Here is a 22,148-nt window from a genome sequence, read left to right on the forward strand (position 1 = left end):
CGATTTCCGACCGCCTAGGCCAACCCTTCCCAACGCATACGCGCCGCCGGAGCAAACCCCTCCGCCACGGTCAGCATCCCACTGGGAGCCCGCCGACACGACGCGACCGCGATATGACAGGGCGTGAAGATATCCGCTGGAATACGAACCCCACCATCCAACTGATACCGGGTATTGGTGACCTTCCAGGCCCGCGCATCCGGATCGTCAGGAGCGACCGGCGGCGAGTCGGTACGGGCAACCACCATGACCTCGGTAATGCCGGGCGGCCAGTCGAAGGTCAGCAATCCGCCGGTGGCAGCGAGGTTTTCGACCGTCGGCATCCCACTGGGGGTGGCGTTCCCCGCCGAGGCAGGCGAGGTGGACGCGGCTTGCGGTGGGGCTGGTGTGGCATATGTCGGCGGCGCGGCAACGGGGGAAGTCGTAGACGGTGTGGCGGTGTGACTGCCGCGCGGAGGGCGGGTCATGTTTATGCCACCGCCCTGAGTCCCGGTGCGACCCATATCGTTTCCGGTCGCGCTACCGGTGGATTCGGGATCGGTGGAGGGCGGGATGGCAGCGGACGTCGCGGGAGTCGCCGCGGGCGTGCTGGCGCGACTGCCGCGCGCAGGGCGCGTCATATCGATGCGACCCGCACTCGAGGGGGCCGCGGCATGGTGGCCTGGTGTGGTGGCGTCGCTGCGGGGGGAGCTGGCGGGAGGAGGTGGGACGTCGGTGCGGGTTTGTTCGGAGGAGCGGCCGGAGAGGGTGGCTACCACGGCGTAGACGGGCAGGGGGCCGGGGGGTGCGCCGCCGTCTTCGAGTTCGGTTGTGCGGGTGCGGCCTACGACTCGCCAGGTGTTGTCGGGGCCTTGGCGAGTGACCTTGTATTCGACGCCGGAGGTGGCCGAGGGGGTCCAGGTCAGGGTGACGGTGCCGTTGGGTTTGCGGGTGGCGGTGAGGGGGCCGGGTGGGTCGAGGGGTACGGCGTTGAGGGCGGCTCGAGCTCCGGTGTGGTCGGCGCACAGGTCGAGGATGGCGCGCATGGCGCGCAGGCGGGTGTCTAGGGGTCCGGCCGGGGCGGCGGCGAGCAGGCGGTCGGCCTCTGCGATGGCGGAGCGGGCCTGGGCGAGGAGTTGGGACAGGTCGGGGCCGCCCGACTGGGGGTTGGGGACGTCGGAGGCGGAGCGCTCCAGGAATTGCAGGTGGTCGAGGGCCTCGATATAGCGTTTGGCGGCGCAGGCCGCGGTGGCGCTGCGCCAGCGGACGGCCGCTTCGGCGAGCAGGCGCTCGACCTCTTCGGCGACGGGGCGCACCGAGGTGGTGCCCGCCGGATCGGAGGCGGCGTAGTGGCGGGCGTTCTCGACGTGGCGGGCGGCCTCGCGGGGGTGCCCGGAGCGCAGGGCGGCGCGGGCCGACTTGAGCGGCTCCTCCCAGGCTCGTGAATTCTGGTGTGCCCGTGCAGGACTGGTGTGCGAGCTGGTCTGGTAGCCCGAAGGTCCCGTATGCGATGTCCCGGCGCGGCCGGTTCCCGACGCCGAACCCGAGTGGGTGCCGCTCGTGGAGCCCGAGTACCCGTGCGCGGCACCCGAATGCCCGGAGCTCGAGTAGCCCCCGCCCTGCGTGGCTCTACCACTCCCCTGCCACGAACCACCGTGTGCGGCACCACCACTCGCCCCGGAGGCGTCCACGCCCTCCACGGTCGACCCCAGTTCGGTGGCGAGCCCGATGATCACCTGCTGCGCCGTCGAATAGTCCAGTCCGGCGGTAATGGCCTCGCCGACGAGGTAGCGGTAATCCGCTTCCACCAGTTGGTCTTCCACCAATACCGCGGCCCGCACCTGGGGGCGCAGCAGATCGGCGACATCCTCGGCGATGGCCTTCAGGTAGTCCTCGACCACCTGCCCGCCGGGTTCGAGCAGCTCGCGCACATGCACCAGCAGCTCGTCGAGCACCACCCGCACCCGCCCGGGCGGCAGTTCGCGGGTGCGCGCCCGCAAAGCCTCCGCGCGCAAATGGATCTCGCTCGCCTGCCGTGCCGAGGAGTACTCCAATCCGAGCAGCGCCAGCAGGGTCGGCACCGGCTCGCCGGGCAGCAGCCGATCGTACTCCGCGAGCAGCTGCCGGATCTGCTGCCGCCGCTGCGCGCTCACCCCGCGAGCGGGTTCCGGTGTGGCGGTAGGGCTTTCGTCGATAATCCGGTGCCGCCGCAGCCGCGCCGCGATATCGGCCGCGTCGAGCCCGCTCAGCTTGCCGATATCCTCGAGTCCGGGAATCTTCCCGGCCGGAATGCCACCGTGCCGGTTCACCAGCCGTTCGATGGCGGTGTCGAGCATCTCGAAGCGTTCGGCATCGCGGCGCGACCGTAGCTGCCGCACCCGGTCCGCCTCCACCCGCCGCGACGCCGAACTCCGCAGCGGATGCGACAGCTCATCGTGGCCGTCCACCAGAAGACCCACCAGCACACGGTATTTCGGGTGATCGCGCTGCTTCTGCCAGAACCCCCACACTTCCTGGATACGCGCCTCCACCTCACCGTCGGTGAGCGTGCCCGCCTCGTCGAGGGGAATGTCGTAGAGCTCGAACGCATCCGAGTGCTCGATGCCGCCGCGGCGCTCCACGGCGGCGAGCACCCGTTTGCGGTAGTCGTTGGGTTCGAAGGCGCGCATGGGTTGTCGCCTAGACGGGCCGACGCCGCGTGCGCTGCAACTGGTCGAGCTCGCGCGCCACATCCGCCGCCGACAGCGTCGCCCCGGTCTGCACCGACAGCGTCAGGGGAATCTTGGCGTCCACGTGATAGGCGGTGACGTGCAGGATCCCGTCGAATCCCATTTCGAAGGTCACCCGTACCTCACTGCCCGCCTCGTAACCCGGCGGAATGTGCATCCGCCCCTCCACCAACACCTTCGAATCCTCGGGTCGGGTGGAGGCGGCCTGCCCCTGCTGCTCGACGATGGTCAGCTCGATCTGGTCCTGATCGGCGCGCACGGTGCCGTAGGAGCGCCGCACCTTGATGGGCAGCGTCTGATTGCGGTGCACCAGCCAGCTCGCCGCCAGCCCGTTGAACGGATCCAGCGCAAGTACCCCGAATCCGCGCGACACCACGGTATCGACGCGAATCTCCAGCATTCGCCGCACCAGGCTCACCGGCTGCCCGAACGATGCCGCCACCCGGGCGACCGACTGCTCCAGATCACCCGGCGAGGCGTCGACCAGTTCCGCGCCGTCGCGTAGTCGCCCGCGCGTCACCAGATCGGCGATCACCAGGCGCTCCATCTCCAGCTTCTCGCCGTAGAGCGCCGCGCCGCGCGCCACCGACAGATCCGGGTCGCGCAGTTCGCCGCTGAGTCCGAGTTCGGCGTGCAGTTCCCGCGCCACCATGGGCATGCGCGAGGATCCGCCCACCAGCAGCACCCGGTCGACGCGGTGCACGCCACGCTGTTCGGCGGCGGCCAGGCACGCCTTGGTGAGGTCGATGGTGCGGCGCATGAGCGAGGAGGTCATGGCCTCCATCTCGGCGCGCGTCAGCGTGATCACCGCGCGCGCTCCGTCATGGGCGACAACGACTTCGGTGCTCTCGGCATCGGAGAGCTCGTGTTTGGCCCGCTCGGCCGCCAGCACCAGCATCTGCGATCCGGCCGAATCGTCGAGGGGGTCCTCCGCGTCCGGATTGGCCGCGCAGAACTGCTGCGACAGATGCAGCGCGATGCGCTCGTCCCAGTCGGCCCCGCCGAGCTGGTGATCGCCCTCCACCGCGAGCACCGAGATGCGCCGGTCGGCCAGTTCGATGACGGTGGCGTCGAAGGTGCCGCCGCCGAGGTCGTAGACGAGCACGGTTTCGCGCGCGCCGCCCTTGCCGATGTCGATACTGCCGTCCAGCCGCCCGAAGCCATAGGACAGCGCCGCGGCGATCGGCTCGGACAGCACGCCCGCCACATCGAATCCCGCGTAGGTCCCGGCCTGAATGGTGGCGCGCCGCTCCTCGTCACCGAAGTACGCGGGCACGGTGATGACCACCCGCTGCACCGCGTCGGCCCCGGCGAATTCCGCGTCGGCCGCGAGGCTCTTGAGGATCAGGGAGGAGACCGCGGGCGCGGACCAGGTCTGGCCGTGCGCCATGAACCGCCACTCGGCATCGCCCATACGCCGTTTCACCAGCGCGCACACATGCTCCGGATCCAGTCGCGACTGCCGCCGCGCCCCCTCGCCGACCACGTGATCGTGCGCGGACGCGAACAGCACCACCGAAGGGACCGTCGGCTCACCATTCAACCCAACCAGAACCTCTGGGCGACCATCCGTATCAATGCGCGCGATAGCGGAATTCGTGGTTCCCAGGTCTATGCCGTAGACCCCCATGGCAGGCGATCGTAGCAGCCGAAATACGACGGCGGGGATACAGTTTGGTCGTGACCGAATCCGCAGCAGCCGCAGGGCATTCCGACGGCGTCGCCAGCCCGGACGCCGTCGAGACCGAGGGGCGCACGGCCGCAACCGAATCCGCCGCGCCGCCGCTGAGCACCCACGCCACACCCACGCCGAGCACTCCGCACGCGCCGCCGCCGAACACTCCCCACGTATCCACTCCGAGGCCCCAGGAAGCGCCGAGCGCTCCCGATCTCACCGCCCTGCTCGCGGAGCGGGTGGAGGATCTCGCGCGCGTGATCGCGCGCCAGGCCAACACCATCGAGCGGCTCGCCGACGAGGCGAAGGCGCGGGCGCAGCGCGAGCGCGCCGGGGCGGACGTCCCCTTGGTGGTCGAGTTGTTCGGGCTGCACGGCGATGTGCGCTCCTTCGCCGCCACGGCGCAGTCGGAGTCCGAGCGCGCGGCGTTCGAGGCGTTCGCGGCACGGGTGGAGCGGCTGCTCACCGGGCGGGGCGGGCGCGTGGTGGAACCCGCACCGGGTACGGCCTTCGACGCGCTGACCATGGAGGCCGCCGATGTGCGCGCGACCGACGACCCCGAGGCGGACCGCACCGTCGACTCGGTTGTCACCCCCGGACTCCTGATCGGCGAGCGCTCGGTACGCCCGGCGAAAGTGGTGGTCCGACGCCATCGCGCACCCAAGCCGAAACCCGCCGCCCAGTCCTGACGCGAAAAGCACCGCTTCTTTCCACGCGAAAACTGACACACGTTCTAGTTTCTCCGTATGATCGGCGTGTGGCCGCGATTACCCTGCGTCCGCTCATCAACCGTGGAGGACGACGGTGAAGACGCAAGATCAAGTTCGGACAATCGATGTGGGACAGCCGATGACGCGGTTCGCGCGCGGCTGGCACTGCCTCGGACTGGCGGAGAGTTTCCGGGACGGGAAGCCGCATTCCATCCAGGCGTTCGGCGGGAAGCTGGTGGTCTGGGCCGATTCGCACGGGGAACTGCACTGTTTGGACGGGTACTGCCGCCATATGGGCGCGGATCTGTCCTACGGCAGCGTCAAGGGCGATGACATCGCCTGCCCGTTCCACGATTGGCGGTGGCGCGGCGACGGGAAGTGCGCCGGAATCCCCTATGCCAAGCGGGTGCCGCCGCTGGCGCGCACGCGGTCCTGGATCACCTGCGAGGAGAACGGGCAGTTCTTCGTCTGGCACGATCCGGAGGGCAATCCGCCGCCGCCGGAGGTCGCCATCCCGCACATCGAGGGCATCGAGACCGACGAGTGGAGCGACTGGAGCTGGAACTCGCTGCTCATCGAGGGCGCGCACTGCCGCGAGATCGTGGACAACAACGTGGATATGGCGCACTTCTTCTATATCCACTTCGCGTACCCGATCTACTTCAAGAATGTGTTCGAAGGGCATGTGGCGACCCAGTACCTGAAGTCCAAGGGCCGCCCGGATGTGCACTCCAGCTCGAACTATTCGGTGGAGAACTCGCTGTTGCGTTCGGAGGCTTCGTATTTCGGGCCGTCCTACATGATCAACTACCTGCACAACGACTTCGGTGAGCACACCGTGGAGGTGGCGTTGATCAACTGCCACTACCCGGTGACGCACGATTCGTTCATGCTCCAGTGGGGTGTGAGCGTGCAGCGCATTCCGGGGGTGCCGCCGGAGAAGGCGCCCAAGCTCGCCAAGGCGTTCGCCAAGAGCTTCGGGGTCGGCTTCCTACAGGACGTCGAGATCTGGAAGCACAAGACGCGCATCGACAATCCGCTGCTCACTCAAGAGGACGGGCCGCTGTACCAGTACCGGCGGTGGTACGAGCAGTTCTATGTGGACGTCGCGGACATCACGCCGGAGATGACGCAGCGCTTCGAATTCGAGGTGGACACCACCCATGCCAATGAGGCGTGGCAGAAGGAGGTGGCCGAGAACCTCGCGCGGCAGGCGGCGGAGGCCAAGGCGGAGACCAACGGGAACGCGGAGAGCAACGGAAAGTAGTTGTCGGCTAGGCGATTCGGCGCGGGATCTCCGCGCCGATACGCGCCCACCGCCCCGAGAGCGCCCGCCACGATACGGCGATGAGCCGCAGCACCATGAAGGCCACCAGCCCGGACCAGATTCCGGCGATACCCCAGTCGTAGACCAGGGATAGCCAGATGACGGGCAGGAAGCCGAGCATGGCGGAGCCGAGCGTGGCATTGCGCAGGAAGGCGGCGTCGCCCGCGCCGAGCAGCACGCCGTCGAGAGCGAAGACCACGCCCGCGATGGGGATGATGGCCACGAAGAACCACCACACCACGTGCGTGCGGTCCAGCACCGAGGGGTCGTCGGTGAACAGCTGCGGGATCACGGTGTATCCGGCGGCGAAGAGCAGCGCCAGCACCACCGCGAAGATGGTCGACCATCCGGTGATGCGTCGCGCCAAGCCTTGTGCGCCACGGGCATTGCCCGCGCCGAGGGCCGCGCCGACCAGGGTCTGCGCCGCGATGGCGAGTGAGTCCAGGGTGAGCGAGAGGAAGTTCCACAGCTGGAGCACCAGTTGATGGGCCGCCACCGAGGCCGCGCCGAAGCGCGCCGCCACCGCCGCGGCGGAGACGAAACAGGCTTGGAAGGCGAGGCTGCGGGCGATCAAGTCGCGGCCCAGCACCAGTTGCGCCTTCATGACCGACACCCGCGGGGTGAGCGGGGCCTTCGAGTGGAACAGCGCCCGCACGAAGAGGCCGCCGGATACCAGTTGGCCCACGAGGTTGGCGACCGCCGAGCCTTCCAGGCCCAGGCGGGGCGCGCCGAGTAGGCCGTGTACCAGGATCGGGCACAGTATCGCCGAAAGAGCCAGTCCGGCAACGACGTACAGCAGCGGACGTCGGGTCTGCTGGACGCCGCGCATCCAGCCGTTCCCGGCCATGGACAGCAGGATCAGCGGAACGCCGAACAGGGCGATGCGCAGCCAGGGCAGTGCTTCGGCGGCGATATCGCCGCCGCCCGCGATGGCTCGGGTGACCGGGCCCGCGAAGGCTTGCAGCAGCGCGACGATCGCGACGCCCACGCCGATGGCGATCCAGCTGGCCTGCACGCCCTCCTCCACCGCGCCGCGCTCGTCGCCCGCGCCGTGCCTGCGGGAGGCTCGCGCGGTCGTGCCGTAGCTCAGGAAGGTCAATTGGGTCGAGACCTGCGCCAGCACCAGTCCGCCGACCGCGAGTCCGGCCAGGGCGAGTGCGCCCAGGCGGCCGACGACGGCCATATCGAAGAGCAGGTAGAGCGGTTCGGCGATCAGGACGCCGAGGGTCGGGACCGCGATGCCGAGGATGCGGCGCGGTCCGGCATTGGCCGCCGCCGCGCCGCGTTCGGCCGCCACCGCCGTCACCGTGTCCGAACCGGTCGGCTCGCCGTTCTCCTCCGCAACCCCGTCACCATCGCGCACGTTGATCACGATGGCATACGGGTGTGACATGGACCGGTGTATGTCGGTCGTGGCGCGGTTCCGCGCGCTACAGCAGCCCGAGCAGTCGCAGGTCGCTGACGTACTTGCCGATCAATTCCGGTGTCAGGTGCGGGATGTCGCCGTCGGGGCCGAGGTGCGCCTGTTGGACCGCAGCGCGGAACCGCTTGGCGGGCAGGGCCGCACCGGGGATTGCCGGGGCGGGTCGGCGGAAGGCGTGCAGCAGCGGCAGGATGGAGTGCTGCCGCTGCCGTTCGGGCAGTGCGCGCAGGGCGGTGTCGAAGCGGGCGAGCCAGTCGTCGTAGTCGGCGATGCGTTCGAGAGGCTCTCCGGCCTCGATGAGCCAGTCCACGAAGGTGTCCAGGGAGATGCCGTCGTCGTGCGGGTTGAGCACGTCGTAGGTCTCGAAGCCGGAGGTGACCGCCGCTCCGAGGGCGGTGATGGCCGTCGCGGTGAAATCGGCGGGCAGGCCGTCGTAGTGGGCGCGCTCGCCGGTGTAGAACGAGGCCGGTGCGATACCGGTGGTGAGCAGGCTGAGCAGCAGCCGGGTGAACATGTCGGGCAGGTTGAGCTGTCCGGCGTAGTCGCTGTGCGCCAGGATCATATCGGAGCGGAATACCGCCACCGGCAGCCCGAAGCGGTCGGAGGCGTTGCGCAGCAGCACTTCTCCCGCCCACTTGCTGTTGCTGTAGCCATTGGCGTAGCTGTCGTCGAGCGGGCGGGTGGGGCTGATCTCCCGGATATCGCCGTCCTCGCTGAAGGTTTCGGGGTCGATTCCGGCGGCCACCGCGACCGTGGACAGGTAGGTCACCGGCTTCAGGCGCGCGGTGAGGGCGAGGCGAATGATCTCGGCGGTGCCGACCACATTGGGGCCGAACAGTTGTGCGTAGGGCAGGACGTGATTGACGAGGGCGGCGGGGTGCACGATCAGGTCGACGGACTCCGCCAGTTCACGCCAGTCTCGTTCGCTCAGGCCGAGATTCGGTTCGCCGATATCGCCGGGGAGCACGCGCAGGCGGCGGGCGGCGAGATCGCGGTAGTGCGCGGCCAAGCCGGGATCGCCGGTGTCGAAGGCCGAATCCAGGCGGCGGCGGACGGCGTCGGCGTCGTGGCCGCGGATCAGGCAGATGAGCGTGCCGCTCGAATCATCCAGTCGGCGTAGCCATTCCAGGGCGAGGAAGCGGCCGAGGTAGCCGTTGGCTCCGGTCAGCAGGACCGTGCGGGGCGGCTGCGGGGCGAGTGGGAGATTCGCGGCCTCGGTCAGGGTGGCGGTGTCGAGGAAGGTCTCCAGGGTCAGCTCGGCGGCATGGATCGCCCTCGGGTCGGCGTGCACCGAGGCCGCCGTCGGGCGTTGGCCGCCGGAGTCCTTTTCGGCCGTGATGAATTCGGCCAGCCGCGCCAGGTCGGTGGCCGGGCCGACGATGACGCCCACCGGCACCTCGACAGTGAAGATCTCCCGCAGCAGGGTCGAGAACGACAGCGCCGACAGGGAATCGCCGCCGAGATCCGCGAAATGGGCGTCGGGGCGCAGTTCCGTGGCGGCACAGCCGAGTACCGCACCCGCCGCGCGGCTCACCGTCTCCAGGACGGGCCGGTCGGCCGCGCCGCGCCGCAGCTCCAACAGTTCGTCGTCGCGCTGTCGGTCGATATCGACGTAGAGCTGTTCGAGCCGCTCGCCGTACTTGTCCTTCAGCTTGGGCCGCAACAGTTTTCCGATGCCCGACAGCAGGCCGTTCTCGATCGTGAACGGTTCGCTCTCGATCAGGAAGTCGCGCGGGATCTCGTAGGGTTGCAGCTCCGCGTCCTTCGCGATGCGCTGCAACGACTCTCCCAGTGCGGCGCGCAATCGCGTATCCGGCTGGCCGAGGGCGTCTTCGGTGGGCACGACCACGGCCAGCAGGTAGGCCCGCTCGCTGGACCCGTAGACGAAGATCTGCCGGATCAGCGGACTCGTCGAATACACCGCCTCCAGCTTCGCGACGGTGACGAATTCGCCCTGCGACAGTTTCAGCACATTGTTGCGGCGGTCCACGTACACCAGCTGGTCCGGGCCGAGTTCGGCCACCACATCGCCGGTGCGATAGAAACCGTCGGCGTCGAACATCTCCGCCGTGATCTCGGGGCGCTTGTAGTACCCGGGGAACATGGTCTCGGTCTTGAGCAGCAGTTCGCCACGCGGATACGGCTTGTCGGTGCCGAAGTAGCCCAGTTCGGGGACATCGACCAGTTTGTAGTCGAGCACCGGTGGCCGCCGGATCTGGTTGTCCATGAGGACGCCGCCACCGGCCTCGGTGGAGCCGTAGCCGTCGTGCAGTTCGTCCTCGAGCAGCGCCTCCATGAAGGTCTTCATCTCCGCCGCCAGCGGGGCGCTGGCCGAGAGCGCGGTGAGGTAGCGGCCACCCAGAACATGTTCCCGCAGTTCAGCTTTCACCGCGTCCGCGGCGGCGTTCGGATCCTCGCCCGCGAGCACCCGGCGATCGACCTCGCCCTGATGCCGCTGGAACAGCATCTCGCACACGCGGGGCACGAAGACCAGTTCGGTCGGCCGCACCAGTGCGATGTCCTCGAACAGGGTGGACATATCGCTGGCCCCGGCGAAATAGGCCGTGCCGCCTCGGGTCAGTGTGCCGTAGAGCGTCAGCCGCCCCGCGACGTGGCTGAGCGGCATGTAGTTCATCGTGATCGCCGGAACCCGAATGTTCAGCGGGGACAACCACATAGCCGACACTAGCCGATCGGTGTACATGGCCCCCTTGGGCGCGCCCGTGCTGCCGGAGGTGTACACCAACAGCGCGAGCCGATCGTCGCTGTCCGGAACATGCAGCGGCGCATCGAGTTCCGCTCCGCGCGCGAGCACCTCGGCGAAGGTGTCCACACCGATCGTGCACCCGGCCTCCGCCAACCGCCGCCGCGCCGCCGCCATGGCTTCCCGATGCGAATCCACCTCGGGCAGATAGTCGAAGACCACGAGCCGAGGCGGCACGAATCCGCCCAGTACCGCGTCGACCGCCGCCTCCAGCATCTCGGCGGCCACCGCGAACACCCGCGGCCGCGTCTCACCGATAATCGACACCCACTGCGCCACAGCGGCACTGGACTGCAACGGCACCATCACCGCACCGGCCCGAATGGACGCCAAATCCAACACCGCGTAATCCGGACTCGAAAACCCCAGCGTGCACACGAAATCCCCCACCCGCACCGGATCAGCGCCCCCACCCCACTCCGCCGCCACAGCCCCCGCGCGCCCCCACACTTCCCCATAGCTCAGCGTCTCGAACTCCGGCAGCAGCCGCGCCCCGCCCGCCCCCACCTCGACCCTGCGCCACGCCACCGCGGGCCGCTCCGCATACCCCCGCATCACCACATCGACAATCTCCGCCAACCGCAACCCCGCCCGCCCCGAAGCCGCCTTCACCCCATCATCGACCAGCGCCGCCCGCACCTGCCCATCGGCCAACGCCCCCGCGATCCGCCGTTCACGCCCAGAACCCCACGATCCACCCACGTCGACCAACCTCCCTGCACCATCTCGCCAACCAGCGAGAATCCACCCTGCGGTCCGCTACCAACGCAAGATTAACTTAGCTTGCGCAACTATTTCAGGTTCCGCCTCCCCCACCCACCTGTCAACCCCCTCGCACGACTGATCCGCCACACCCCGCACCCCTCGAACCTGACCCCTTCGGCCTCCCCCGCGTACCCACTGGAATACTGCGTCCCGTGCAGGCCTTCGATCGCGAGACGGATGTCGACAGGCTCGACTTCCAGCTACTGATGCTCAGCCCGGTTCGCCTGGTACACAGTCGATCTCTGCTGGGCGACACCGTCGACTGGCTGCGTCGCCACGGCTACGAGATCCTCGAAGTGGACGCCTCGTGGCTCATAACCTCGCACATGTTCCGCGATCTCGGCTCCGCCCTCGGCCACATTTGCCACGACCAGTGGCATTGCCTGGGCGAGAGCTTCGATGAAGCGCTCGCCGAGGTCTGGTCGCGCGCGAGCGGATTCGCCCTCGTCTTCACCGGATTCGACGTGTTCGCCGCACATCAACGCGACGACGCGCACATCATGTTGGAGCTGGTCGCCGAACGCGCTTGGCGCGCAGCGCTACTCGGGAGGCGGTTGCTCTGCCTGGTCCAGTCGGACAGCACCGCGCTGGAACTGCGGAGAATCGGTATGTGGACTCCGGCTTGGTTCGGGTCCCGGTGAGGCACGTGGACCCGTTGTCGCTCAGCCCAATTCGGCGAGCAGGGCCGTGACCAGTTCGTCCGGGGTGCCCGCTGTGGTGTAGCCAGCGGCGTAGCGGTGGCCGCCGCCGCCGAGGGCGGCAGCTATGGCTGCTACGTCTACGCCGGGGGTGCCGTCGGGGTGGGCTCGGGAGCGGAGGGAGACTGTCCAGAGGTTGGTGGTGGCGCGGGATTCTTTGAAGACGCAGGCTATTTCGGCTTCGGCGGTGGTGCGGACCACGTCGATGACGCTTTCGACCTCTTCGGAGCGGACGCCTATGGTGTCGTCGCGGCGGACGAAGGCGTAGACCAGGCCCGCGCCCGCGGCGGCGGTGGGGTTCAGGCGGGCGGTGGCCAGGACTCGGGAGAGCATGGTGAGGAAGCCGAAGGGGTGGGTGTCCATCAGGGTGCGGGTGATGGCGGCGCCGTCTATGCCGGTGGCGAGGAGGCGTTCGGCGAGGGTGTGGGAGCCGGGGCGGGTCCATTTGAAGGAACCGGTGTCGGTCACCAGACCGGCGAAGAGGCAGTGGGCGATGGGGCGGTCGATGGGCTCGCCCCAGGCGTCGAGGACTCGGGCGAGCAGACCCGCGGTGGATTCGGCGGATTCGTCGATGACGTTCACGGTGCCGAAGCGGGTGTTGGAACGGTGGTGGTCGAGGACCAGGCTCACCCGCGCGCCGTCGAGGCGGTCGCGCAGCGAACCCAGGCGTCCGGCGCTGCCACAGTCGACGGCCACCAGGACGTCGACTTCGGCGGGCACTCGATCGGCGGGGACGACCAGTTCGATACCGGGTAGCGAGCGCATCGACACCGGGATCTCGGCCGGTTCGGCGAAGGACACACACACGGGGACCCCGCGTCGCCGCAAGACCTGCGCCAAGGCCAACCCACTGCCGATGGTGTCGGCATCCGGCTGCACATGGCAGAGCACCGTCACCGACTGAGCGGTCTCGAGCACTTTGACGGCTGCGGCTAGGTCAACCTCGCCCACTGTGTCTCCCTTACCCGCGTACGGCGCGGACCGATCCGGTTGTTACCCCGGATTCTGCCGGTCCACGCCGCCTGCCGCTCAGTCTTCGGCGTCGTCGTCGCGGTCGGACTTGTACGGGTCGGCCTCACCGGCGTGCTTCGCGCTCGCCGCGACCTGCGCCACCTCGGCATCGGCCGCACGCGCCCGGGCGAGCAGCTCCTCCATCTCGCGTGCCACATCGGGCACCACATCGACCTTGAAGGCGAGGGTGGGCGTGAACTTCACGCCGGTACCCGCGCCCACCTTGGAGCGCAGAATGCCCTTGGCCTTCTCCAGTCCGGCCGCCGCTTCGGCGTAATCCGGTTCCACATCGAGGGTTTCGCCGCGCACCGTGTAGTAGACGGTGGCCTCCCTCAGATCACCGGTCACCTTGGTATCGGTGACGGTGACGAAACGCAGCCGCGGATCCTTGATCTCGTACTCGATGGCGGTTGCCACGATCGAGGAGATCCGCTTCGCGAGTCGGCGTGCCCTGGCCTGATCCACCATGGGACGTCCCTCCTAACTCGTCTTTCAGTCTTCGGGTCCGAAGACGCGGCGGCGTACCGCCAGCAACTCTAACTCCGGACGGTGCGCGACGTGGCGTTCACACTTGTCCAACACTTCGGTCAGGTGGGCCATGCCATAGCTGGCCATGGCCACGCCGAGCAAAGAACGCCGGTATCTGTCGTGTTCCCCGCCTTCGGTGACACTCACGCCGAAGCGCTTGAGATCGGCGAGAATCGGGCGGATGATAGAGCGCTTCTCTTTCAGTGAATGCACATCACCGAGCAAGATATCGAATTCGAGCGCTCCGAAAAACAGCTTTTCAGTCATATGACCGCGCCCCGGGAAATGCGCGCAAGTTACCCGGAAAGGGAGGGGGCACAACCCCGCCGGACCCGAGGGCCCGGCGGGATCGTGTACTACCTAGCTCAGTCGCGCGGCTTTTCCCGCAGCTCGTAAGCCTCGATGATGTCGCCATCCTTGATGTCGTTGAAGGTGACGGTCATACCGCACTCGAACCCTTCGCGGACCTCCTGCGCGTCATCCTTCTCACGGCGCAGCGACGAGATCGTCATGGTCTCGGCGATCACGACGTTGTCGCGGATCAAACGCGCCTTGGCATTGCGCTTGACCGAACCCGACAGCACCATGCAACCGGCGATATTGCCGAACTTGGAGGAGCGGAAGATCTGGCGGATCTCCGCCCGACCCAGCTCGACCTCTTCGTAGATCGGCTTGAGCATGCCCTTGAGGGCCTTCTCGATCTCGTCGATCGCCTGGTAGATGACCGAGTAGTACCGAATGTCGACACCCTCGCGGTTGGCCAGCGCGGTCGCCTTGCCGTCGGCGCGCACATTGAACGCGATGATGATCGCGTCCGAGGCCGAGGCCAGGTTGACGTTGGTCTCGGTGACGCCACCGACACCGCGGTCGATGACCCGCAGCCGCACCTCGTCGCCCACCTCGATACCGAGCAGCGCCTCTTCGAGGGCCTCGACGGTACCGGAGTTGTCGCCCTTGAGGATCAGGTTCAGCTCCGAGGTCTCCTTCAGAGCGGCATCCAGATCTTCCAGGGAGATCCGCTTGCGGCTGCGCGCGGCCAGGGCGTTGCGCTTGCGAGCGTTGCGACGGTCCGCGATCTGTCGAGCGATGCGGTCCTCCTCGACGACGAGCAGGTTGTCACCGGCACCCGGCACCGACGTGAAGCCGATGACCTGGACCGGACGCGACGGCAGCGCCTCGCTGACGTCATCGCCGTGCTCGTCCACCATGCGGCGCACGCGACCGTAGGCGTCACCGGCGACGATGGAGTCACCGACGCGCAGCGTGCCGCGCTGCACCAGCACCGTGGCGACCGGACCGCGGCCGCGGTCGAGATGCGCCTCGATGGCCACACCCTGGGCGTCCATATCCGGGTTCGCCCGCAGATCGAGGGTGGCGTCGGCGGTCAGCACGACCGCTTCCAGCAACGACTCGATATTGGTGCCCTGCTTGGCCGAGATGTCGACGAACATGGTCTCGCCGCCGTACTCCTCGGCGACCAGACCGTATTCGGTCAGCTGCTGGCGAATCTTCTGCGGATTCGCGCCTTCCTTGTCGATCTTGTTGACCGCCACCACGATCGGCACGTCCGCGGCCTGCGCGTGGTTGATGGCCTCCACCGTCTGCGGCATGACGCCGTCGTCGGCCGCGACCACGAGGATCGCGATGTCGGTGGCCTTCGCACCACGGGCACGCATGGCGGTGAACGCCTCGTGACCGGGGGTGTCGATGAAGGTGATGAGTCGGTCGACCTCGTTGACGTGGGTCAGCACCTGGTAGGCGCCGATGTGCTGGGTGATGCCACCGGCCTCGCCCTCGCGGACGTTGGCCTTGCGGATGGTGTCCAGCAGTCGGGTCTTACCGTGGTCGACGTGACCCATGACGGTCACCACCGGCGGACGGACCTGCAGGTCCTCCTCGTCGCCCTCGTCCTCGCCGTAGGTGAGGTCGAAGCTCTCCAGGAGCTCGCGGTCCTCGTCCTCCGGGGAGACCACGTGCACGACGTAGTCCATCTCCTGGCCCAGCAGCACGAGGGTCTCCTCGCTCACCGACTGGGTCGCGGTGACCATCTCGCCGAGGTTGAACAGCGCCTGGACCAGCGAGGCCGGGTTGGCGTTGATCTTCTCCGCGAAGTCCGACAGCGACGCGCCGCGAGCGAGACGGATGATCTCGCCGTTGCCACGAGGCAGCCGCACGCCACCGGCGATCGGCGCCTGCATCGACTCGTACTCGGCGCGTTTGGCCCGCTTCGACTTACGGCCACGACGCGGAGCGCCACCGGGACGACCGAACGCACCGGCCGCGCCGCCACGTCCACCCGGACCACCGGGACGACCGCCGCCACCGGGACGACCACGGAAACCACCGGGAGCGCCCGCACCGGCACCGGCACCGGGAGCACCCGTGCCGCCACCGCCGCCGCCACCGCGGTACGGCCCACCGGCACCGGCCGGACGGCCGCCGCCACCGGGGCCGCCACCCGGGCGACCGGGACGACCCGCACCGCCACCGGCGGGGCCGGGACGCTGCGCGCGCTGGGGCATGGCACCCGGGTTCGGCCGCGGGGGCATCGAACCGGGGCTGGGACGCGGACCACCCGGACGGGCGCCGCCGCCCTGACCGGCGGGCGGACGGGGTCCACCCTGGCCGGGAGCCGGACGGGGACCGCCCTGGCCCGGACGCGGACCACCCTGGCCCGGACGCGGTCCACCCTGCGGACCCGGGCGGGGACCGCCCTGGCCGGGGGCCGGACGCGGCGCGGGCCGCTCGGGGGCCGAGGAGAACGGGTTGTTGCCGACGCGCGGGGTCTTGGGCCCCGGCTTCGGACCGGCCGGACGCGGGGCGGACGGAGTGCCCGCCTGCTGCTGGCCGCCGGGACGCGGGCCCGGCTGATTCGGCTTGGCCGCACCCGGGGTCGGGCGCGGACCGGCCGGAGCCGGTGCCGAGGGGGTAGCGCTGGCCGCGGCGGCGGGTGCCGCCGGGGTCTCACGCGTTTCGGGCTTGGGGGCCGGACCGGGCTTGACGGCCGGGCCGGGCTTCACGCCAGCGGATTCGGTGCGGACGGCCGGGGCCGACTGCTCCGCCGCGGCCGGAGCCGCGGGCTTGCTGGGCGCGGGGGTCGCCGACGCGGCCGGAGCCGGGGCGGGACGGGGGCCGGGGCGCGGTCCACCGGCGGCCGGGGTGGCCGGTTTGGCGGACGGACGCGGTCCCTGACCGGGGGTGGGCTTCGCGGAACCCTTGGCGTTGCCGTTCGCGGGGGCGCTCTTCGACGCGAACGACTCGCGCAGACGGCGTGCGACGGGTGCTTCCACCGTCGAGGACGCCGACTTCACGAACTCGCCCTGCTCCTTGAGCGTTGCGAGTAGTTCCTTGCTCGTGACACCGAGTTCTTTCGCCAACTCGTGCACGCGGGCCTTGCCTGCCACTGCTCTCCTCACTGAGAGGTCGAGCGTGGCATCCCATCCGTCGTTAGGTGATGGGGGCCCGCACGACCTCAGATTATTTCCGATGGCCGATCATCGCTGGGACTTCACGGTGTGCTCATGAGTGCTCGTGCCTGTTCTCTACGTAATGCTCCAGGGCTGAGATATCCAGATTTCCGGACACTCGTAGTGCTCTGCCGAATGCTCGGCGTCGAACTGCCGCGCTCAGACAAGCCGAAAGGGGGTGCAGCCAGGCACCCCGACCGGGAAGTCTGCGCCGCGGATCGGGAACGACCGCAGCGGGCTGCACTTCATCAGCCTTCTGCGCCACAATCCGCAACAGATCGACGGCCAGCTCGCGTTTTCGACATCCGATGCACGTCCGAACGGGTGCGGATCGTTGATCTTCCACACGCCCGGAGCGCAAAGCAGTCGAAGACTCGCGCTGAGCCTGCGTCAACTCTACCTCCGTGGTGTCCCGATCTCCGCATCCGTCCCCCTCGGAAGTTACCAACATGTCATCCGAGGGGTCTGTTTTGCGCGGACATACCCGCCGGTCCGTTACGGATCGGCGGGGCTGTTCGATGAATTACTCGCTGGTCGAACGGTTTTCGCGACCCGATCAGCCGCGGTGTGCCTCACTGCGTGTGCCGCTCGCCACGTCGGGTGCGGCATCGCTGCGAATATCGATGCGCCAACCGGTGAGACGAGCCGCCAGCCGCGCGTTCTGCCCTTCCTTGCCGATGGCGAGGGAGAGCTGGAAGTCCGGCACCACCACGCGGGCAGCGCGGGCGTCGGGGTCGACGATCGTCACAGAGACAACCTTCGACGGCGACAGCGCATTCCCGACGAAGGCGGCCGGGTCCTCGGCGTAGTCGATGATGTCGATCTTCTCGCCCGCCAGCTCGCTCATCACATTGCGCACGCGCTGACCCATCGGGCCGATGCACGCGCCCTTGGCGTTGACGCCCTGCACGGTCGAGCGCACCGCGATCTTGGAGCGGTGTCCGGCCTCGCGGGCCACGGCCACGATCTCGACCGAACCGTCGGCGATCTCGGGCACCTCGAGGGCGAACAGGCGGCGCACCAGGTTCGGGTGCGTGCGCGAGAGGGTGATCTGCGGGCCGCGCGGGCCGCGGGAGACGCCGACCACGTAGCACTTGATGCGGTCGCCGTGCTCGTAGGTCTCGCCCGGCACCTGTTCGGCGGGCGGGATGAGCCCCTCGGTGCCGTGCGCCTCGGAGCCGATCCGCACCACCACGGTGCCGCGGGCGTTCATGCGGGCGTCGCGCTGCACGACGCCGCCGACGATATCGCCCTCGTGGGTCGAGAACTCGCCGAAGGACTTCTCGTTCTCGGCATCACGCAACCGCTGTAGCACGACCTGGCGGGCGGTGGTGGCGGCGATGCGGCCGAAGCCCTCGGGGGTGTCGTCCCATTCGGAGATGACATTGCCGTCGGCGTCGAGTTCGCGCGCCATCACGCGCACGACGCCGGTCTTGGGGTTGATGTCGATACGGGCGTTGGGCTGGTGGCCCTCGGTGTGCCGGTACGCGGTGAGCAGCGCGGACTCGATCGCGGAGATCACGGTCTCCATCGAGATCCCCTTGTCCGCGACAATCGCGCGCAGGGCTTCGATTTCGATGTTCATTCCACGATCCCTTCGGTCGACGAAACTGCTGCTACTTCTTCTTCGGATTCCTCCCGGGCACCGGGTCGGGGGCGTCCCGGTGCCACTCCCCCCGCTAGCTCGAGTTCCGCCGCGCCCGGTGGATTGAACTCCACCTGTACGACCGCGCTCTCGATATCGGCCAGCGACACCGTCACGCGGTGCGGTTTGTGCTTGCCGCCGAGCACCAGCGCCACGTCGGTGTCGGTGCTGGCGCCGACGCGGGCCTCGAATTTCTGTTTGCCCTCCGGTGATTCGGCGCCGGGGCGCAGCGCGATCTTGACTTTCCGGCCCTGGGCGCGCTTCCAGTGGCGCAGCGCGGTGAGCGGTCGGTCGATACCGGGGGTGGTGACCTCCAGGAGATACGGCGTCTCACCGAAATCTCCGGCCTCGTCGAGGGCGGCCGAGATATCCGAACTCAGGTCGGCCACGGCATCCAGGTCGGCGGGTCCGTCGCTGTCGACGATCACCTTCACCTTGGCATGCTCGGTGCCCGCGGCCGCGATCGCGACGCCTTCGAGGTCGAATCCCCGGCGTTCTACGAGCTCAGCAACTAGCTGGCTCACCCTTTCCTCGGTCGGCATCGGCATGTGGGGCGGCTCCTGGTTCAGTTGTGACGGGTTGAGTTGTCGATATCGGTACTGGTCGTGCGGGTTTCGATCGGGGTCGAGCGGCGGCGGCGCGCGGCCACGACGAAATACCTGTCAAAGGTCTAGCGTAACGCGCGGAAAGAGTGTAAAGGACCAGCCAACGGCCGCGGCTTCCGCCCGCTGGGGTGGGCCGCACCGTCGGCGTGTCCAGGACGACGCGCCCGGTCGGGGCGGGTATCGACCGAGATCACAGCCTATCGGAGGGGCCTGGCGCGGCGGGGCCGCTCGAGGGGCTGGCACCATGTATCCGTGCCCAGCAGCCCTCCTCGTCATGCGGCCGATGTCACGGTCTCGCCGGTTCCCCCGGCTTCGTGTTCCAGCTCACCGACAGCCACCCTCGATCGTCGCGCCGTACTGCGCTGGACCGGGGGCGGCGCGCTGGCGATGGTGGCGCTGGGCGCGGTGACAGGTTGCGCCGAGGACGCACCGGCCGCGCCGGATCCACTTGTGGCACAGGAGCTGTCGGCCCGCTCCGACGCGGTGGCTGCCACCGCCGCCATCGCGACCGCGCCGGACCGGGCGGCGGCCCTGCAGACCATCGCCACCCAGCGCACCGCGCACGCCGATGCCCTGCGCACCGAAATCGACCGCGCCATAGGCGTTTACGGCGATGGCACCACCCCCTCGCACCGCACTCCCCCGGTGACCCCGATCGCCCCCGCCACTCCGCCGTCGGTGAACGAACTGCGCACCGGCCTGACCAACTCCCAGAAGTCCGCGGCCGACCTGTCCACCACCCAATCCGGTTACCGCGCCGCCCTGCTCGCCTCCATCAGCGCCGCCTGCGCCACCCACGTGGGAGTTCTGCTCGCATGACGACTATCGACCAACAGGCGCTCATCGATGCGTTGAACGCCGAATACGCCGCTGTCTACGCGTACGGGATCATTGCCGCCTTCGCCAATACCGAACGGCGGAAGCTGGTTTCGGAGTACACGGCGGCGCATCGGGCGCGCCGGGACGCCACGATCGATCTGATCGAGTCGCTGGGCGCACCGGCCCCGGCGCCCGAGGCCGCCTATACCGTGCCGTTCACGGTGAACGATCCCATTCCGGCGGCCAAGCTCGCCGTGGTGGTCGAGACCGATACCGCCACCGCGTGGCGCTCGGTGGTGGAGCGCGCCGACACCCCGGACATTCGGCGTACGGGTATCGACGGGCTCACCGAATCCGCACTGCGACTGGCGTCGTGGCAGGCGATTCTGGGGACGAATCCGGCGACGGTGGCCTTTCCCGGCCAGCCCTGAGGCGCGCATCCCTCGTATTGCGTTCAGGCGCTGCACACCTGCGCGTCGCCTGCTGTTCCGAGTCTGCGGATAGACAGCTTGGCGAGCGCGTCGGCGGGGCCGGTTCTCCTGCCGCGCAGTCGATCCGACGCAGGGCTGAGGAGATGCTGGTGACGGTGGATACCGGACGCGAGGAGAAGGCGCTCTCGCAGGTGCGGGAGCGATTGGTGAACGCGTACGGGGAGACGCATTCGGCGGATCGGGTCGATGCGGTGGTGGGTGCGGCCCGGAAACGGTTCGAGGGGCACAAGATTCGGGAATTCGTACCGATTCTGGTGGAGCGGATCGTACGGCGGGAATTGGAGCCGCGGACGGGCGACGAGGTGACCGAACGCATCACCGCGAGTGTGGTGGGCGCGAATCCCGATGCGGGCCGGATTAATTCGGAGCCGTCGCAGCGAAATACCGATTGGCGCACGCTGGCCCGGGACAAGCGGGTATTGGGCGGGCTCGCCGCGGCCATTGTCGTGGTGCTCGCCGTCGCGGTGGCGCTGGGCACCGGCGGCGATTCGGAAACTGTTCCCGGAACGGGCGCCACCTCGGGTGCGACCACCATTCGCGGCGTGGTGGGATCGGAGAAGTCGGCCTTCTTCGAGGACCCTCGCGTCGGTGAGGTGCTGGCCCGCCACGGGGTGAAGGTCGAGGTCGACCCGGCCGGATCCCGGCAGATCGCCACCACCGTCGACCTGGCGAAGTACGATTTCGCATTTCCGTCGAGTGCACCGGCGGCCGAACGGATTCAGCGCCAGAGCGGAGTGAGCGGGAAATACACGCCATTCTCCTCGCCCATGGCCATCGCCACGTTCACGCCGATCGTGGAATTGCTGACGCGGGCCGGAATCGTCACCCCGGGACCGGTGCCGACTTTCGATGTGGAGAAATTCCTCGCGCTCGCCGAGCGGGGTGTGCAGTGGGATCAATTGGCGGACAACACCGTCTATCCGGTGCGCAAGAATGTGCTGGTCTCCACCACCGATCCGCGCACCTCGAGTTCGGCGGCCATGTATCTGGCGGCGGCGGCCTATGTCGCGAACGACAATACGATCGTGCGCGGTACCGCGGCGGAAGAGCATGCGGTATCCCGGGTTTCGCGCCTGTTCACCCGACAGGGCTACACCGAGAACAGCTCCGACGGACCGTTCAAGGAGTATCTGTCCAGCGGTATGGGCCCCACGCCGATGGTGTGGATCTACGAGGCCCAGTTCGTGGAGGCCGCCGCGCACGGCCAGCTGAAGCCGGACATGGTGCTCATGTACCCGTCGCCGACGGTGCTGTCGCAGCACACGGTGGTGCCGCTGAACGACAGCGGCGACCGCCTCGGCAAACTGCTCACCACCGACCCGGACCTCCAGAAACTCGCGGCCGAGCACGGCTTCCGCACCGCCGACCCGACACAGTTCACCCAGGTGGCGGGCCGCTACCAGGTGCCGGTGACGCCGCAGCTCATCGACGTGATCGACCCGCCCGACTACGAAACCCTCGAACACCTGCTCGACGGGGTCGCCAAGTCCTACAACTGATATCGCGAGTCGA

The 22,148-nt window shown here is 68.6% G+C and carries 17 protein-coding genes; 6 read left to right on the forward strand and 11 right to left on the reverse strand.

The window, feature by feature from the left end:
• Window positions 1–14 precede the first annotated feature (14 nt).
• Both ACIBH2_RS08965 and ACIBH2_RS08970 read right to left on the reverse strand, forming a co-directional pair.
• The gene (locus tag ACIBH2_RS08965; protein ID WP_397115039.1) at window positions 15–2,648 is read right to left on the reverse strand and encodes a hypothetical protein; all 2,634 of its coding nucleotides are present in this window, start codon (window positions 2,646–2,648) and stop codon (window positions 15–17) included.
• A 10-nt stretch (window positions 2,649–2,658) separates the two neighbouring features.
• Window positions 2,659–4,338 (reverse strand): Hsp70 family protein, encoded by a 1,680-nt coding sequence (locus tag ACIBH2_RS08970; protein ID WP_397115041.1) that lies wholly within the window; start codon window positions 4,336–4,338, stop codon window positions 2,659–2,661.
• Window positions 4,339–4,388: 50 nt separating this feature from the next.
• Here ACIBH2_RS08970 and grpE point away from each other — a divergent pair, with 50 nt between their 5' ends.
• Both grpE and ACIBH2_RS08980 read left to right on the forward strand, forming a co-directional pair.
• Window positions 4,389–5,072 (forward strand): nucleotide exchange factor GrpE, encoded by a 684-nt coding sequence (gene grpE, locus ACIBH2_RS08975; protein WP_397115042.1) that lies wholly within the window; start codon window positions 4,389–4,391, stop codon window positions 5,070–5,072.
• Window positions 5,073–5,232: 160 nt separating this feature from the next.
• Window positions 5,233–6,360, forward strand: a complete 1,128-nt coding sequence (locus ACIBH2_RS08980; RefSeq protein WP_397115043.1) for a Rieske 2Fe-2S domain-containing protein — start codon at window positions 5,233–5,235, stop codon at window positions 6,358–6,360.
• Between the two features lie 7 nt (window positions 6,361–6,367).
• On the opposite strand, the gene ACIBH2_RS08985 is transcribed toward ACIBH2_RS08980, so the two are convergent.
• Both ACIBH2_RS08985 and car read right to left on the reverse strand, forming a co-directional pair.
• The gene (locus ACIBH2_RS08985) at window positions 6,368–7,813 is read right to left on the reverse strand and encodes an MATE family efflux transporter (protein WP_397115044.1); all 1,446 of its coding nucleotides are present in this window, start codon (window positions 7,811–7,813) and stop codon (window positions 6,368–6,370) included.
• Between the two features lie 37 nt (window positions 7,814–7,850).
• Window positions 7,851–11,309 carry a carboxylic acid reductase gene (gene car / locus ACIBH2_RS08990; protein WP_397115045.1) on the reverse strand — a complete coding sequence of 1,153 codons (3,459 nt, stop codon included), beginning with the start codon at window positions 11,307–11,309 and terminating at the stop codon, window positions 7,851–7,853.
• A gap of 215 nt (window positions 11,310–11,524) precedes the next feature.
• On the opposite strand from car, the gene ACIBH2_RS08995 reads away from it, so the two are divergent.
• On the forward strand, window positions 11,525–12,013 hold the full coding sequence (locus ACIBH2_RS08995) for a hypothetical protein (RefSeq protein WP_397115046.1): 489 nt from the start codon (window positions 11,525–11,527) through the stop codon (window positions 12,011–12,013).
• A 21-nt stretch (window positions 12,014–12,034) separates the two neighbouring features.
• On the opposite strand, the gene ACIBH2_RS09000 is transcribed toward ACIBH2_RS08995, so the two are convergent.
• The 7 genes from ACIBH2_RS09000 to rimP form a co-directional block, all read right to left on the reverse strand.
• Window positions 12,035–13,021 (reverse strand): bifunctional oligoribonuclease/PAP phosphatase NrnA, encoded by a 987-nt coding sequence (locus ACIBH2_RS09000; protein WP_397115048.1) that lies wholly within the window; start codon window positions 13,019–13,021, stop codon window positions 12,035–12,037.
• Between the two features lie 78 nt (window positions 13,022–13,099).
• Window positions 13,100–13,549: a 30S ribosome-binding factor RbfA gene (rbfA, locus tag ACIBH2_RS09005; RefSeq protein WP_397115050.1), complete on the reverse strand. Its 450-nt coding sequence runs from the start codon at window positions 13,547–13,549 to the stop codon at window positions 13,100–13,102.
• Window positions 13,550–13,573: 24 nt separating this feature from the next.
• On the reverse strand, window positions 13,574–13,864 hold the full coding sequence (locus tag ACIBH2_RS09010) for a DUF503 domain-containing protein (RefSeq protein ID WP_397116916.1): 291 nt from the start codon (window positions 13,862–13,864) through the stop codon (window positions 13,574–13,576).
• A gap of 110 nt (window positions 13,865–13,974) precedes the next feature.
• Window positions 13,975–17,013 carry a translation initiation factor IF-2 gene (infB, locus tag ACIBH2_RS09015; RefSeq protein WP_397115052.1) on the reverse strand — a complete coding sequence of 1,013 codons (3,039 nt, stop codon included), beginning with the start codon at window positions 17,011–17,013 and terminating at the stop codon, window positions 13,975–13,977.
• A gap of 115 nt (window positions 17,014–17,128) precedes the next feature.
• Window positions 17,129–17,524, reverse strand: coding sequence for a YlxR family protein (locus ACIBH2_RS09020; protein ID WP_397116918.1), 396 nt, complete (start codon window positions 17,522–17,524; stop codon window positions 17,129–17,131).
• Between the two features lie 108 nt (window positions 17,525–17,632).
• Window positions 17,633–18,661 carry a transcription termination factor NusA gene (gene nusA / locus ACIBH2_RS09025; protein WP_397115054.1) on the reverse strand — a complete coding sequence of 343 codons (1,029 nt, stop codon included), beginning with the start codon at window positions 18,659–18,661 and terminating at the stop codon, window positions 17,633–17,635.
• The gene (rimP, locus tag ACIBH2_RS09030) at window positions 18,658–19,269 is read right to left on the reverse strand and encodes a ribosome maturation factor RimP (protein ID WP_397115056.1); all 612 of its coding nucleotides are present in this window, start codon (window positions 19,267–19,269) and stop codon (window positions 18,658–18,660) included. Before rimP ends, nusA begins: the two co-directional genes overlap by 4 nt.
• A 309-nt stretch (window positions 19,270–19,578) precedes the next feature.
• Here rimP and ACIBH2_RS09035 point away from each other — a divergent pair, with 309 nt between their 5' ends.
• From ACIBH2_RS09035 to ACIBH2_RS09045, 3 genes are all read left to right on the forward strand, one after another.
• Window positions 19,579–20,145 carry a hypothetical protein gene (locus ACIBH2_RS09035; RefSeq protein WP_397115058.1) on the forward strand — a complete coding sequence of 189 codons (567 nt, stop codon included), beginning with the start codon at window positions 19,579–19,581 and terminating at the stop codon, window positions 20,143–20,145.
• Entirely contained in the window at window positions 20,142–20,576 is a 435-nt protein-coding gene (locus ACIBH2_RS09040; protein ID WP_397115060.1) for a ferritin-like domain-containing protein, read from the forward strand. The genes ACIBH2_RS09035 and ACIBH2_RS09040 overlap by 4 nt, the downstream gene beginning before the upstream one ends.
• A 143-nt stretch (window positions 20,577–20,719) precedes the next feature.
• Window positions 20,720–22,135, forward strand: a complete 1,416-nt coding sequence (locus tag ACIBH2_RS09045) for a three-helix bundle dimerization domain-containing protein (RefSeq protein ID WP_397115062.1) — start codon at window positions 20,720–20,722, stop codon at window positions 22,133–22,135.
• The last annotated feature ends 13 nt before the right edge of the window (window positions 22,136–22,148 follow it).

This window comes from Nocardia sp. NPDC050406, assembly GCF_044459025.1.
GTDB lineage: Bacteria > Actinomycetota > Actinomycetes > Mycobacteriales > Mycobacteriaceae > Nocardia.